Annotated in this window: 13 protein-coding genes; 4 read left to right on the plus strand and 9 right to left on the minus strand. The window is 61.7% G+C overall.

What is annotated here, in order from left to right; translation table 11 throughout:
* Positions 1-2: 2 nt before the first annotated feature.
* Positions 3-770 (plus strand): SDR family oxidoreductase, encoded by a 768-nt coding sequence (locus EA798_RS18025; protein ID WP_122099829.1) that lies wholly within the window; start codon positions 3-5, stop codon positions 768-770.
* A gap of 55 nt (positions 771-825) precedes the next feature.
* Here EA798_RS18025 and EA798_RS18030 read toward each other — a convergent pair whose 3' ends face one another.
* Positions 826-1473 carry a hypothetical protein gene (locus tag EA798_RS18030; RefSeq protein WP_122099830.1) on the minus strand — a complete coding sequence of 216 codons (648 nt, stop codon included), beginning with the start codon at positions 1471-1473 and terminating at the stop codon, positions 826-828.
* Positions 1474-1665: 192 nt separating this feature from the next.
* Between EA798_RS18030 and EA798_RS18035 the strand changes: the two genes are divergently transcribed.
* Positions 1666-2451: a TSUP family transporter gene (locus EA798_RS18035; RefSeq protein WP_122099831.1), complete on the plus strand. Its 786-nt coding sequence runs from the start codon at positions 1666-1668 to the stop codon at positions 2449-2451.
* Here EA798_RS18035 and nudC read toward each other — a convergent pair.
* From nudC to EA798_RS18070, 7 genes are all read right to left on the minus strand, one after another.
* Entirely contained in the window at positions 2419-3249 is an 831-nt protein-coding gene (gene nudC, locus EA798_RS18040) for an NAD(+) diphosphatase (protein WP_122099832.1), read from the minus strand. The two genes, EA798_RS18035 and nudC, sit on opposite strands and share 33 nt — an antisense overlap.
* Entirely contained in the window at positions 3249-4931 is a 1683-nt protein-coding gene (locus tag EA798_RS18045) for a FimL-related protein (protein WP_122099833.1), read from the minus strand. The genes nudC and EA798_RS18045 overlap by 1 nt, the downstream gene beginning before the upstream one ends.
* Before the next feature lie 37 nt (positions 4932-4968).
* On the minus strand, positions 4969-5781 hold the full coding sequence (locus tag EA798_RS18050; protein ID WP_122099834.1) for a crotonase/enoyl-CoA hydratase family protein: 813 nt from the start codon (positions 5779-5781) through the stop codon (positions 4969-4971).
* Positions 5782-5963: 182 nt separating this feature from the next.
* Complete coding sequence (locus EA798_RS18055; protein ID WP_106158613.1) at positions 5964-8213, minus strand: Orn/Lys/Arg family decarboxylase; 2250 nt, start codon at positions 8211-8213, stop codon at positions 5964-5966.
* Positions 8214-8296: 83 nt separating this feature from the next.
* Entirely contained in the window at positions 8297-9022 is a 726-nt protein-coding gene (gene dnaQ / locus EA798_RS18060; protein WP_122099835.1) for a DNA polymerase III subunit epsilon, read from the minus strand.
* Positions 9023-9036: 14 nt separating this feature from the next.
* Positions 9037-9492 (minus strand): ribonuclease HI, encoded by a 456-nt coding sequence (gene rnhA, locus EA798_RS18065; protein ID WP_038659869.1) that lies wholly within the window; start codon positions 9490-9492, stop codon positions 9037-9039.
* Positions 9493-9531: 39 nt separating this feature from the next.
* On the minus strand, positions 9532-10302 hold the full coding sequence (locus EA798_RS18070) for a class I SAM-dependent methyltransferase (protein WP_106158611.1): 771 nt from the start codon (positions 10300-10302) through the stop codon (positions 9532-9534).
* 111 nt (positions 10303-10413) lie between these two features.
* Between EA798_RS18070 and gloB the strand changes: the two genes are divergently transcribed.
* Complete coding sequence (gloB, locus tag EA798_RS18075) at positions 10414-11193, plus strand: hydroxyacylglutathione hydrolase (protein WP_122099836.1); 780 nt, start codon at positions 10414-10416, stop codon at positions 11191-11193.
* 100 nt (positions 11194-11293) lie between these two features.
* A complete protein-coding gene (locus EA798_RS18080) occupies positions 11294-12850 on the plus strand; it encodes a lytic transglycosylase domain-containing protein (RefSeq protein WP_167462989.1) in 1557 nt (518 codons plus the stop codon).
* Between the two features lie 10 nt (positions 12851-12860).
* Here the strand turns inward: EA798_RS18080 and EA798_RS18085 are convergent, their stop codons facing one another.
* Complete coding sequence (locus EA798_RS18085; protein ID WP_122099838.1) at positions 12861-14312, minus strand: HDOD domain-containing protein; 1452 nt, start codon at positions 14310-14312, stop codon at positions 12861-12863.
* Between the last annotated feature and the right edge of the window lie 108 nt (positions 14313-14420).

The raw sequence follows: 14420 nt of genomic DNA on the forward strand, positions 1-14420 counted from the left end.
CCATGTCCAAGACCACCCTGTTCGACCTAGACGGCAAGATCGCCTTCGTTTCCGGCGCCAGCCGCGGTATCGGCGAGGCCATCGCCAAGCTGCTCGCGCAGCAAGGGGCCCACGTGATCGTATCCAGCCGCAAGATCGAGGGATGCCAGGCCGTCGCAGATGCGATTGTTGCCGAAGGCGGCAAGGCCACTCCGGTGGCCTGCCATATTGGCGAGATGGAGCAGATCCAAGCGGTTTTCGCGCAAATCCGCGAACAGTTCGGCCGCCTCGACATTCTGGTCAACAACGCGGCCACCAATCCGCAGTTCTGCCACGTCCTGGATACCGACGTCTCGGCCTTCCAGAAGACCGTCGATGTGAATATCCGCGGCTACTTCTATATGTCCATCGAGGCCGGCAAGCTGATGCGCGAGCACGGCGGCGGCAGCATCATCAATGTCGCCTCCATCAATGGCGTCACGCCGGGCAACTTCCAGGGCATCTACTCGATCACCAAGGGCGCTGTGATCAACATGACCAAGGCTTTCGCCAAGGAATGCGCGCAATTTGGCATTCGCTGCAATGCGCTTCTACCGGGCCTGACGGATACCAAGTTCGCCTCGGCACTGGTCAAGAACGACTCGATTCTGCAAATGGCACTTCAGCATATTCCGCTGAACCGTGTCGCCCAACCGAGCGAAATGGCCGGCGCAGTGCTCTATCTGGCCAGCGATGCGTCCAGCTATACGACGGGAGTATCGCTCAACGTCGATGGCGGTTATCTGGCCTGACAGCTTCTGTGACGAGAACCTGTAGCGAAAGGGAGCCGTAAGGCTCCCTTCTTGTTTACCAGTTCTTCAGCGCCTCGGTTGCCGCTGCATTTGCCGGCTTCGCAATCAGCCCGGTCGGCGCGAGCTCCACAGTGTAAACGGCGCCATCGGCAATCGGCATGTAATCCACGCGCAGCATCTGCGCATCGACCAGATGCATGTCACGCTGTCCGAGTTCCAGCGATTGCCAGATATCCACGCCCAGGGGCTTCTCGCTCAGCTCCACGCGACCATAACGTGCGAGATTCTGCTGCTCGACCGCGAGATACCGGCCGGATAGCCGCTCCAGTCGATAGCCTGACTCAAGCCCGATCAGTTCGGCCAGGCTTTTCCAGCGCAACATATGCAGGTCGAGCTGCCAGAGGTCACCTTCCAGCATCGCCGTACGCGTCTCCTTGCCCTGATCCAACCGGACCTCATAGCGCTGCGGCCCCTGGGCCTGGAACGTCAGCGTTACCAACGGCTGCTCACCCGGTAGCGAGGCGTAGGTACTGATGTCGTAGCCAATCAGCCCGATCAGTCCGGCAAGCGCAAGGACCACGAAGCCACAGGTGCCGCGCAACCAGCCCATCAGCCAGCTTCCCCCTAGCAGCAAGCGCAGCGCCACCAGCAGGACGATCACAGCCAGTAACGCGATCACGATCGCGAGCCCGAGATATTGCATAGCCAAGCATCCTTTTCATTGGGTGCGACATTATCCGCAGCTGCCGCCAGCACAACCAGCTCCTGCGTGGGACGGGGGTCACGGGTTGGTGTTGTTCTTCGCACCGAGCAGGCTGCCAGTCGTTCAATCTTCCCTTCCGCCGGCGTGACAGCCGCATTATCCTCCGCTGTCACTCAGCCCACCGAGACCCGCATGCCCTTCGCGCTTGAGCTCGCGCTCGACCCGTCCACCCTGGTGATTCTGTGCGCCGTAGCCTTCACTGCGGGATTCATCGATGCCATTGCCGGTGGTGGCGGGTTGCTGACCATTCCTGCCTTGCTGACTGCCGGACTGCCCCCGCATCTTGTGCTGGGTACCAACAAGCTGTGCGCCACATTCGGTTCGGCCACCGCCAGCTATACGTTCTATCGACGCCGCCTATTCGAGCCTGAGATATGGCGCAGGGCGCTTGTGGGCACTGCAATCGGAGCGGCGTTAGGCGCTGCACTCGCCCAGTTCATGCCCGCTAGTTGGCTCAACCAGCTGTTGCCCTTGGTGGTTTCTGCCTGCGGTATCTATCTGCTCTTCAGCCACCTGCCCGCAAAGCCCGGCAGCGATGCCGTGGTGATCGGACGCAAGCGTCAGTGGCCGCAGAGTCTCTCGCTAGGCTTCTACGATGGAGTAGCGGGACCTGGGACTGGCGCCTTCTGGACCGTTAGCAGCATGCTGCTCTACCCGCTCGACCTGCTCAGGGCCAGCGGCGTTGCACGGACGATGAACTTCGTCAGCAATGCAGTGGCTCTGAGTGTGTTCGTGATCGGTGGGCACGTGGCATGGGTGCTTGGCATCGGTATGGGCCTGGCGCTGATGGCCGGCGCCTATTTCGGCGCGCGCACAGCGATCCGTGGCGGCTCTCGGTTCATCCGCCCGATATTCATTCTGGTGGTTCTGGCGATGAGCCTGCGTCTAGCCTGGCAGCACTGGTTCGGGACGGCCTAACCGACGAGCCAGATACAGTTCTATCAGGTAGCGGGCGATGGACTGGCGAGCGGGTAATGCCGGGAGATTGTCGATGGGAAACCAGCGCGCATCTTCGATCTCCTCCGGCTGAGGCACGATCTCGCCGCCGGCATATTCGGCATGGAACCCCAGCATCAGCGAATGCGGAAACGGCCAGCCCTGGCTCGCGACGTACTGTGGCGCGTGAATGGAGACACCGACTTCCTCGCGCACCTCGCGCGCGACGCACTTCTCCACCGACTCGCCAGGCTCCACGTAACCCGCCAGTGTGCTGTAGACCCCAGGAGCGAAGCGCGGCGAGCGGGCCAGCAGCAGTTCATCGCCGCGCGTGACCAGTACGATCATGCTCGGCGACAGTCTTGGATAGTGTTGTACGCCGCAGGCCGGGCAGTACATCGCGCGCTCGCCTACTCGCGCCTGCATTGGCGAACCGCAGCTGCCACAAAAACGATGCTGGCTCGCCCAGGTGCCTATCTGCGTCGCGTAACCAAGGAGCTGAAACAGGTCCCGATCGTCCCCCTGCATGAACTGGCGCAGGCCCTGCCAGCGTGCGCCGGGCACATCGGCTGGGAATTCAAGCTCGAACAGAAAAACCGGCTGCCCGTCAAAATGCCCCAGACCCTGCTCGCTCAGTACGGGAAGCTCCAGGCGCTTGAGCCAGTCCCGTGGAAACAGCGCGCCGTTGTCGTCGAGCAGGAACTGCTGCCGGCAGTGCACCACCACCCAGCCCCCGGGCAGACTGGGGTCGAGCAGCGCCGCCTGCCAGCGCAGGCTCATCAGGCCGCTACCGGCATGCCCAGCGCGCGCACGCTGTCGCTGGCCAGATCAAGCACGCTCACGCGCGAATCGTCGCGCCGCAATACCGCCCCGCCTTCGAGGTAGTACTCCAGGCTGGTCAGGGCGTCGGCGAGGGTTTCCAACAGCTGCTCGGGCGGCATCTGATTCGATTCGAGCATCTGTTTCTGAATGAAATCAGCGCAGGCGCCAATCAGCTCCGCCGCACGCTCCTGTTCGAGGAACCGTAATCCCCCTCGCACGGCCTGCAGGCTGAACGGCACGTTCGCCAGGTGCAGCTTTTCACCGTTTGATTCCAGATAGGCAGTAATCGCCCGCTTGGCCAGGGCCAGCCCGGCGGTCGCCTCGTCGATCACCACGATGCGCGCCTCGGTCAGCTGGTGATTGGCGAAGGCTTCCGCCTCCATTCCGGGACGAGCAACCTGAGGCTTGCTGTCACGTCGATCGCCACGCTCGAGGCTGGCTACCATGCTCTCGACGTAGAGCACCGCGTCAGCAAGACGCTGGATAACCTGCGGCTCGGGCGCATGCTCCAGGCTCCAGCCGGACACATCGCCCAGCTGCGCCTGCAAGGTGCTGGCCGCAGACGAAAGACCAACCATGCCAAGGGTTTTGGCCATCTTTCCGAGCAGGTTATGCAGGTTCGAGTAGGCTTCCGCCTGCGCAGTACCACGCTCGATCAGATCCAGGAGGTCCTTCAGGCTAGCCAGCTCTTCGCGGATTGCCGAAGACAGCGAACGCATGACTGCCTGACCAGGACCAGCCAGACGCTGGGATTCCTCTTCGAGCAGGTGGTCGGTGAATGGCAGCGGGCTTAACGAGAAGACCTGGCGAACCTGGCTGGCGATCGGCCCTTGGGTATCCGCCAAAGCGACAACATAGAGAAGCTCTTTGAGCAGACTGCGCGGGGCTTCGTATGCAGGATTGCCAAGCACCTGCTTGAGTTCGCGGTCGAGCCGCGAAAACAGCTGCTTGCGCGACTTGCGCGGCAGCAGCTGGCCGTCGAGCTGGGACTCGAGAGCAGCGCTGCCGATCCAGCACAGCCGGCTTGCCGGTGATTCGATGAACAGGTGATCCAGGCGCGTCAGTGCACGCCCCATCAGCTTCAGGCTGGCAGGCAGATTGTCTTCACGAATGAAGCCCAGCAATCCAACCTGGTACATCTGACGCAAGCGCCTTGCTTCGGCAACTGGTGCGGCACCGGACCTGGCCGGCACATCCACAGCAGGACGAGCATGATCGAGACGAACACTGAAGAAGAAGCTTTCCGGCAAGGCGGGCTGTGCACACGCCTGTCGCAGCGCGTTGATGGCTGGAAGCAGCAGTTCGGGAATTTCCTGGCGGCTCGCGTCGACGCTTTCCAGATAACGGCGCAGGACATAGAGCGCGTTGCTCAGCGCGGCTAGCTGCACGTCGCGGTCTTCCCCAGCACCGACGGGGATATCGGTCGCCAGCTGCAGAATCTCCTGCGCCAGCAACTCGGCTCCGGTCAATTCGATGAGGTTGAGCGTGCCGCGCACCTGCTTGAGGTTTTCCACGGCCTGCTGCAGCAGGCCGCCGTTGTTGCGATCGATGATGAAGTGTTCAAGGCTCTGCTCGGCCTCTTCCATGGTGGCGAACAGTTCGTCACGTACCAGACCGAGTGAAGTAGCTCCAGTAACCATGCCTAGTGCGCCTCCCGCGCAAACGTGTGATGGCGCATCAGTCGGCAAAGTCCGGCTTTTGTTTGCTCATATGAGCGGCGATTGCGACCTTGATATCGGCCGACTGCAGCATGGCCGCGTTCCAGGTGGCGATGTACTCAAGCCCGTCGTGGACGCGATGATCACGCATATAGCGGATCATTTCCTTGGTGCCGCGAATGGCGACAGGTGATTTGCGAGCGATGTCGTGGGCCAGTTCCAGAACGCCATCCATCAGCGTCTGCTGGTCGGCATAGGTGCGATTGACCAGACCGATGCTGCGTGCTTCTTCACCGTCAATTGTACGGCCGGTAAATGCCAGCTCACGCATCATCCCATCGCCAATGATGCGCGGCAGACGCTGCAAGGTCCCGACATCGGCGGCCATGCCCATGTCGATTTCCTTGATCGAGAATTTCGCGCCCACCGTGCTGTAGCGCATGTCGCATGCCGAGATCAGATCGATCGCGCCGCCCAGGCAGTAGCCCTGGATGGCCGCGATGACCGGCTTTCGGCAGTGATCGACAGCATTGAACGAGGCTTGGAGAGAAAGGATCTTGCGCCGCAGCCGCTCGGCGTTGCGCCCGACATCGCTGCCCAACTGGCTGCCGACCGAAGCCAGCAATTGGAGGTCGATGCCAGAAGAGAAATGCTCACCGGCCCCGCTGAGGACCACGACGCGCACCTCGTTGGTGGCATCGACCCAGTTGAAGATATCGATGATTTCCGACCAGAACGCGGCGTCCATCGCATTGATCTTCTCGGGCCGGTTGATCACGACGCGGGCAATCTTGTCTGCCAACTCTACACGGAAGGCTTTGTATTCGGTCACGCTATCATCCTCGACAGCAAGGGCGCATGGGGGGCGTCATGACGGCCAAGCCGCACGACGGTGGGCAACTATAACAACTGGCACCAGCACGAGTGAATGTCGATGCAGACGATGTGATACAGACCACGCCGCCAGCCGACCTGTTCGTGCCGCGGTAGAGGGCCGCGTTGCTGGCCCGACGATCATTCACGGATGCAATCCACGGTGTACGAGCCACCAGCTGCCCCGACCTCATGTTGCAGACCGTGCACATCGGCATCGAATCCAGGAAAGCGTTCGGCAAAATCACGGGCAAAGCGAAGGTAATCGAGAATCGAACGAGTCTCTCCGGTAAAGCGCTCACCCGGCATGATCAGCGGGATACCCGGCGGATACGGCACCAGCATGACCGCTGCTATGCGCCCTTCCAGCGCTTCGATCGGCACCGCCTCCACCTCGCCGCGAACCAACTTGTCGTAGGCCTGTGCCGGGGTCATCGCGGGCTCTGGCAGCGCTGTATACATCCTGCGCATGGCGCGCGCTGTGGCGTTTTCGCAGTAGCAGGCATGCAGGGCATCGCAGAGGTCGCGCAGGCCCATCCCGGCGTAGGCAGCCACGCCACTCCGGGTGATCGAAGGCAGCGCTTCTACCAGTGGGATGTTCGCATCATAGTGACGCTTGAACTCCAGCAGTTCGGTAAGCAACGTGCTCCATTTACCTTTGGTGATGCCCATGGAGAACAGCACGAGCATCGAGTACAGCCCGGTCTTCTCCACCACCAGACCACGCTCCCAGAGAAACTTGCTGACTACCGCAGCCGGAATGCCACTCTTGCCCAGCGCGCCGGATGCGGTAAGACCCGGTGTGACGAGCGTGACCTTGATTGGATCGAGCAGCACGTAATCGTCGGCGATTTCGCCGAAACCGTGCCAGTCGGCCGTCGGCTCCAGCAGCCAATCCGGAGTCACCAACGCCTCAGCACCATCGACCAGTGGCGGTTGCCAGATACTGAACCACCAATCGTCCGCGTCGATGTGCTGGCGCAGGTTGGCCAGAGCACGGCGGAAGCTCAGCGCCTCATCGAACGTCTCCTGAATCAACGAGCGACCGGCCGGTCCTTCCATCATCGCCGAAGCCACGTCGAGCGATGCCAGGATGCCGTACTGCGGCGACGTGGAGATGTGCATCATGAAGGCTTCGTTGAAGCGGTCGCGATCGAGCTGCCGTGTCTGGCTGTCGAGCACATGGATCATCGATGCCTGGCTGAATGCCGCCAGCAGTTTGTGCGTTGAATGGGTGGTGAACACCAGCGGGCCCTGTTCGCGGGTATCCATGCCGTAACGACCATCGTAGAACTCGTGGAACGCCGCGTAGGCGTACCAGGCTTCGTCGAAATGCAGCACTTCGACATTGTCGGCCAGGGTGCGCTTGATCAGATTCGCGTTGTAGCAAAGCCCGTCATAGGTGGAGTTCGTCACCACTGCCAGCTTGACCTTCGGCGGGCGGCCGCGGGCCAGCGGGTTGGCGGCAATCTTGGCCTGGATCGACTCGCGGGTGAACTCTTCCAGCGGAATCGGCCCGATGATGCCCAGCTCGTTGCGCGTTGGGCTCATGTACAGCGGTATCGCGCCGGTCATGATGATCGCGTGGAGGATCGACTTGTGACAGTTGCGATCGACCAATACCAGATCGTCGCGGGCGACCATCGAATGCCAGACGATCTTGTTCGCGGTCGAGGTGCCGTTGATCACGAAGAAAGTGTGGTCAGCGCCAAAATTGCGCGCTGCACGGGCTTCCGCCGCCGCCACCGGCCCGGTGTGATCAAGCAACGAACCGAGCTCGGGCACCGAAACCGACAGGTCCGAGCGCAGCGTGTTTTCCCCGAAAAACTGATGGAAGGCCTGGCCGACCGGACTCTTGCGGTAGGCAACACCGCCACCGTGACCGGGCGTATGCCAGGAGTAGTTCGACTCACCGGTGTGCCGGACCAACGCGCTGAAGAACGGCGGCAGCAGATCCTCCAGGTAACTGCGCGCGGCGCGCGCGACCTGGCGCGCGAGGAACGGCACGGTGTCTTCATACAGATACAGCAGACCGCGCAATTCGTTGAGATCGGCCATCGCCTCGGCCGGCGCGTTTTCGATGGTGATCTGCTCGCCCAGCGCGAAGATCGGCAGACGCGGGGCACGGCGACGGGCGACGCGGATCAGCTCCACCACATCTTGCAGCAGACGCTGGTTGTCCCCGGCGCCCTCCGCCGCTACCAGAATGCAGGCCAGCCCGTGATGAGTCGAGGCGACGATGCGCCCCTCGTTCGAGCTGGCTGTGGGCAGGATATTGAAGCCGTCGCGCTCCAGCTCGGAAGCGATACCACGTACTCGCTCACCGGCAACGGTGTCAGCCTTTATGTCACGGTGAACGATAAGGATGGGGAATTTCAGGTCTTTGTACATGCGCACTCTCTGCGGACGATCCATCTACAGGGTAGAAGGGTCCGCAGCAAAGCAACAGCGCATAAAGACGACAGTCTTCTCGATCAGCCTTCGAGCTGAGCCCACAGCGGGGCTGCACCCGCAGCTTTTTCGATGGCAGCCATGCGCGCAGCGTGCGCGGCAAGCTCCTCCTCGCTGGCACGCAGCACCGTGGTGCGCGGCCGATCAGCCGGCAGCCGACGAATCGGTGTGGGCTGTTGCCGTCCACCATCGGAGCTTTCGCCATCACCGGCAAGCGACAGATTCGTCTGCCCACCGGTCATGGTCAGCCAGACGTCGGCCAGGATCTCGGCATCGAGCAGAGCGCCGTGCAGATCCCGACCGGAGTTGTCCACGCCGTAGCGCTTGCACAGCGCATCGAGGCTGTTGCGCTGGCCAGGGTGGCGCTCGCGCGCCATCAGCAGGGTATCGAGGACCGAGCAGTGATCGGCGATCTCGGCGCGCTCCTGCTGACCGAGCAGAGCGAACTCGTTGTTGATGAAGCCAAGGTCGAACGCGGCGTTATGGATAACCAGCTGCGCACCCTTGATGAAATCGAAGAATTCATCAGCGACATCACGGAAACGCGGTTTGTCGACGAGGAACTCGTTGGTGATACCGTGAACGGCGATCGCCCCCTCGTCCACTTCGCGGTCAGGCTGCAGATAGACGTGGTAATGCCGTCCAGTCAGACGGCGGCCGATTACTTCGACACAACCAATCTCAATGATCCGGTGGCCATCGGCCACTGGCATGCCGGTCGTTTCGGTATCCAGCACTACGCTGCGCATGTTGCTTCGCTCACTTACACAATCGGTTGACGTTTTGCCTGCACTACACCACGGTTGGCCAGCAGGTCGGCATGCTCGTTGCCAGGGTGCCCGGTATGACCGCGGACCCATTCCCAGCTCACCTGATGGCGGTTGACCTGCTCGTCGAGCTGCTGCCAGAGATCGGCATTCTTGACTGGTTGCTTGCTTGCCGTTTTCCAGCCGCGCTTCTTCCAGTTGGGCATCCAGTCATTGATGCCCTGCATCACGTACTGCGAGTCGGTCACCAGGCGCACCTTGCACGACCGCTTCAGCTCGGCGAGCGCCCGAATCGCGGCCATGAGTTCCATGCGATTGTTGGTAGTTTCCGGTTCGCCGCCCCAGAGCTCACGCTTGACGCCTTTATAGATAAGCAGCGCGCCCCAACCGCCCGGGCCAGGATTGCCCTTGCAGGCGCCGTCGGTATAGATCTCGACCCAGTCGTCACTCATTTTCGATCGCTTACTCGGTTTGCCGGCAGAGTCTGGTCTTCAAGGCAGCCGGTGCTGTTCAGCGTCGCGGCGACTGATCTTCGCCACGGGCATCGGCAACAATTTGCCCATCCGCTCGCGTCGCTCCTGACGCAAGGGTCGCAGGCCGATCATCAGCTTGCGCGCCACCAGCAAATAGAAGCCACCAGTGGGCGCCTGCAACTGCTGCCCAACCGACTCCAGCCGCGACAAACGCGCCTGCCAGTCGGTCGAAGAAAGCGGCGGACAATAGCACCCGAAGCGACGTTTCTCCAGCGCGAATCCCAGCAGGTTCAGCCAGTCACCAACCCGAGACGGGCGAATACAACGAGCCTCGCGAAATACCTCGCGTGATAACAGGTGGCGGACGCCCCAGGCGCTCCAGGGATTGATCCCGACGATCAACAGGTGCCCGCCTGGGCGCACTCCGCGTGCAGCCTCGCGCAGCAGGCCGTGGGGAGAAAGGCTGAAATCCAGAGCATGCTGCAACACCACGACATCGGCGGCGTGCTCACCCAGGGGCCAGGCCTGCTCCTCACAGTGAATTTCCACTCCGGGTAACGGCGCACCCAGGCGGACGCTGCGTTTGATGTTCTGCGGCTGCACCGGCTCCCCGCTGAATGGGCCGTTATGCACCAGATAACTGCCGAAACAACGCGCGAGCTCTTCGGTGAGTACATGCTTTTCCTGAACCAGCAGCTGCTGGCCAAGCGGCCCTGCGAACCAGTCGGATGCCTGATTGATCATGGACAGCCAATGGTCGCTGGCCTGGGGGGACGGTTGATCGTTCATCGCTCGGCTCCGTTCACGGCGCGGATCTGCGCGGCGCTGGGTTCGCTCGGGTTCAACTTTTTCTTGGGACTGCTAGGATGCGCCTTTGTCCCTCGCTTGGCGACCCGCCCCATGTTGAAGATCGAAGCACTCCCCGCCTTCACCGACAACTACATCTGGTTGCTACAGGACGATGCAACCCAGCAATGTGTCGCTGTAGACCCCGGTGACGCCGCGCCGGTACTGAGCTGGCTGCAGGATCACCCGGACTGGCGACTCAGCGATATTCTGATTACCCACCACCATCACGACCATGTTGGCGGTGTCGAACGGCTCAAGGCGCAGACAGGCGCCCGTGTTCATGGGCCGGCAGCCGAGAACATTCCCGCACGCGACGAAGCGCTGAGCGATGGCCAATGCATCCGTGTGCTGGATAGGGACTTGCAGGTGATCGCGGTTCCGGGGCACACCCTCGGGCATATCGCTTACTTTCACAGCGATGCCGAGCAGCCCTGGCTGCTGAGTGGCGACACGCTGTTCGCAGCGGGATGCGGCCGACTTTTCGAAGGCACACCCGAGCAGATGTTCGCGTCACTGCAACGTCTGGCGGCCTTGCCGGACGGCACACTTATCTATTGCACCCACGAATACACCCTGAGCAATCTGCGTTTCGCCCAAGCAGTGGAGCCGTATAACCAGGAAATTGAGCAGCGCGTGCGCGAGGTAACCGCGCTGCGTGAAGGGAACCACTTCAGCCTGCCCACTCGAATGAATATCGAACGCGCTACCAACCCCTTTTTGCGCAGCAGTGTCGAGGCTGTGCGGCAGGCCGCGAGCGGGCATTGCGGCCGCAGACTAGAGGATGACGTCGCGGTTTTCGCGGCCTTGCGCGCGTGGAAAGACCATTTCTGACAAGCTCGACAGGTTCCCGAAACGGAGCCTGCAAACTTGACCCCACCAGGGTGCGTTCCTAGAATCCCCCGAATTTTGTTTCCGGGGAAGATTCCAGCCAATGCCGCCAGCTCCCAAGAAACGCCACGAAACGGACGCCTTGGCAGCCTCTGGTCGTGCGTTGGCTCTCGCCATATGCGTCGCCCTAGCGGGCTGTCAGAGCAATGCCACGCGCGACGACACCCGCGAGCAGACAAGGCGCGCCACTACGCCTGTGGCACAAGAGCCCATCTGGCTGAACGACACCACCGCCATCACCGAACACGAAGATATCTGGGAGCGAATCCGCGAGGGCTACAAGCTGCAGGAGCACCTGGACAGCAACCCGCGTATCGAGCAACAGCGCCTGCTGCTCTCCAGCCGCCCGAAGTCCATCGAAATTGTCAGCGAGCGCAGCAGTCCATTTATCCACTACATCGTCGAGCGTCTAGAAGAGCGCGACATGCCACTGGAGCTGGCGCTGCTGCCAATCATCGAAAGCTCCTATGATCCCTTCGCCTACTCCCCAGCCCATGCTGTCGGGCTCTGGCAGTTCATCCCCTCGACAGGTCGGCATTTCAACCTTCGTCAGACCAGCTGGTATGACGGCCGCCGGGATATCACTGCTTCGACCAATGCGGCGCTGCGCTACCTGAGCTACCTGCACGGCCTGTTCAACGGCGACTGGCTGCTAGCCCTTGCGGCTTATAACGCTGGGGAAGGCACGGTCAGCCGAGCGATCGAACGCAATCAGAAGCTGGGCCTGCCAACCGATTACTGGAACCTCCCGCTACCACGCGAGACCCGCGACTACGTGCCCAAGTTGCTGGCGCTGTCGCAGTTGATCCAGGCGCCGGAGGCTTACGGCATCAACCTCAATCCGATCGCCAACGAACCCTACTTCGAGGTGATCGCCCTCAAGCAGCGCATGGATCTGGCGCGGGTCGCCAAGCTCGCCGACCTTGATGAGGACGAGCTGTATCAACTGAATCCGGCCTTTACCCGGCGAATCACGCTAGACGGTCCGCAACAGCTTCTGGTGCCGATGGAAAAGGCCGAGATGCTGGCAGCCAACTTGGCACTGATGAAACCGCAGGACCTGGTCGACTGGCAGCAGTACCAGGTGCGTGCAGGGGACACGCTGGGTGTCATCGCCAACCGGCATCACCTGACCGTCAACATCATTCGCGACGTCAACCGCTTGAAGAGCGATACGCTGCGCGTCGGCCAGGTTCTCAGCCTTCCAACCAGCAGCGATGCGAAAGCCTCGCGTGAGCTGCTGCATGCCGTCGCGCGACAGCCCGCGTCGACACCGCGCACCTACCGGGTCAAGACGGGTGACAATCTCTGGGACATCGCCAAGGCCCAGCGGGTCTCGGTACGCGACCTGCAGCGCTGGAACAAGCTTTCCGGGAGTCAGCTGAAGGTTGGCCAGGCGTTGTTTCTGCAAGGCCCGGCGACCAGTACGCCGACGAAGAAAGACAACTCGCCTACCTATTACAAGGTCCAGAAAGGCGATTCGCTTTACCAGATCGCCAAGCGCTTCAACGTGCAGCTCACCAACCTGAAGACCTGGAACCCCAAAGGCACCGAAGTGCTGCGGCCTGGCCAGCTGCTGACTCTCTATCTTCCGAACTGAGCCACGACACTCAACTGACCGGCCGTTTGCTAAGTGACTCCAGACAACGGCCGGTCAACTGCGTAAAGCGCTGGAACGCAACGAACTGCTCGTGTTTGAGCGCTCGTCCGGAGAGCCTGCAGTCCCCATAGATCACGCCGATTTCGCGAGCCCCGGCCACCAATGGCGCGATGAAGAACATGCCGCTGCCAAAGCACTGACGCAGCGGCTGGGTCACCAGATCTGCCAGGTTGTAACTGGCCGGAACCCCCATCCACAGCGCCTGCCGATGGCGCAATGCATAGCTGAATATATGCGGCTGCTCGAGCTGTTCAGCTGGCATCACGAACTCCTGCAACCAGGCCTCAGTGCCTTCGCCTATGGCACAGCGAGCCTTGAAACGCGTCTGCTGATCTGCCAGCACGGCCACCATGACTCGCTCCAGACCGACCCCGTGGTGCAAGCCTCCGAGCAGCGTATCCAGAATTATCCCGGCATCGCCTCCGCCCGTCGCCATCAGGCCAAGATCCTGCAGTGATTGTTGCAGCAATAGCAGATTCGGCTGCAACAAGGCTGCCTGGCGCTGAGCCTGCTGCAAGCGAATCTGCTCCGGGTCGGTGCTGGGTATGAGCCTGCCCAGACGGCTAGCTCCGAAGGTCGTGGCGACTTCAACGGTTTCATCGGCGCTGGCGAGAATCTGCTGCAGCGCGTCAGCCTCCTCCACCCCGGTGAACTCCGCGACGGCCCTGGTCAACGCTGCCATCCGCTCGCACTCCCAACCGCCCAGCGCGGCTTCGCTGATCTGCACGCCCAACGCTACCGCACGCGCCGCCGGATCGCTGCTGGCCGCCTGGCTATGCGCGAGGCTGGTCAGCTCGCCCAGACTCCAACTCCGAACCAGGCCAAGACTGAGCTGCCGAAAACTCGTACCCAGGACCGCCTGAACCGCCTCATCAGCCTTGACACCCGGCTGCGCCAGCTGAGCTGCCAGGTCGTCGACCTGCTCGCCCCCGCAGCCCCAGAACGCCAATTCGCCAATGTTGTAGAGCAGCGCAGCGATGAACACTTCTTCATCGTGGCGGGACAGTACGTAGCCGGCGATGTTTCGTGCCTGTACTGCCGCGTGAAACGAGCGCGCAAGCAGCTCCAGCAGCTGCTCCCGCGGGGCGCGCTCGAGCAGGCTGTCGATCAGCGTCACCGACAGGCTGATCAGACGCACATTCTCGAAGCCGATCATCACGATCGCCCGGGAAATCGTCTTGATGGTTTCCTGCGAGGGGTTGTAGTAGCTACTGTTGCCGACCCTGAGCACTTTGGAAGTCAGCGCAGCATCACGCAGAAGAACGTCGGCGAGCTGCTGTACCGAGGCGTGCTCATGCACGGCCAGGCGTTGCAGATCCTTGACCACGGACGCCAGCGCCGGCAGTTCCGATTGATTGAGGCGGTCGACCCACGCCTGCAGACCCTGGGCACGTACATCCAAGAGGTCACCGCTCCACAATGCCATTACGGGAAATGACCCGCAGTTTGCCCGAGTTGCCCGGCCTTTTTCCAGCGCATACAAGCTGTTACTGTACCGGCCCGAGAAGCC

The sequence above is a fragment of the Pseudomonas songnenensis genome (assembly GCF_003696315.1).
In the GTDB taxonomy this organism is placed as follows: Bacteria; Pseudomonadota; Gammaproteobacteria; order Pseudomonadales; family Pseudomonadaceae; genus Stutzerimonas; species Stutzerimonas songnenensis.

Bases quoted from the DNA above. Each gene is read 5' to 3' on its own strand.
- EA798_RS18025 (WP_122099829.1), top strand. From the start codon at position 3: ATGTCCAAGACCACCCTGTTCGACCTAGACGGCAAGATCGCCTTCGTT.
- rnhA (WP_038659869.1), bottom strand. From the start codon at position 9,492: ATGAGTGACGACTGGGTCGAGATCTATACCGACGGCGCCTGCAAGGGC.
- gloB (WP_122099836.1), top strand. From the start codon at position 10,414: ATGTTGAAGATCGAAGCACTCCCCGCCTTCACCGACAACTACATCTGG.
- EA798_RS18080 (WP_167462989.1), top strand. From the start codon at position 11,294: ATGCCGCCAGCTCCCAAGAAACGCCACGAAACGGACGCCTTGGCAGCC.
- EA798_RS18055 (WP_106158613.1), bottom strand. From the start codon at position 8,213: ATGTACAAAGACCTGAAATTCCCCATCCTTATCGTTCACCGTGACATA.
- EA798_RS18035 (WP_122099831.1), top strand. From the start codon at position 1,666: ATGCCCTTCGCGCTTGAGCTCGCGCTCGACCCGTCCACCCTGGTGATT.
- nudC (WP_122099832.1), bottom strand. From the start codon at position 3,249: ATGAGCCTGCGCTGGCAGGCGGCGCTGCTCGACCCCAGTCTGCCCGGG.
- EA798_RS18070 (WP_106158611.1), bottom strand. From the start codon at position 10,302: ATGAACGATCAACCGTCCCCCCAGGCCAGCGACCATTGGCTGTCCATG.
- dnaQ (WP_122099835.1), bottom strand. From the start codon at position 9,022: ATGCGCAGCGTAGTGCTGGATACCGAAACGACCGGCATGCCAGTGGCC.
- EA798_RS18030 (WP_122099830.1), bottom strand. From the start codon at position 1,473: ATGCAATATCTCGGGCTCGCGATCGTGATCGCGTTACTGGCTGTGATC.
- EA798_RS18045 (WP_122099833.1), bottom strand. From the start codon at position 4,931: ATGGTTACTGGAGCTACTTCACTCGGTCTGGTACGTGACGAACTGTTC.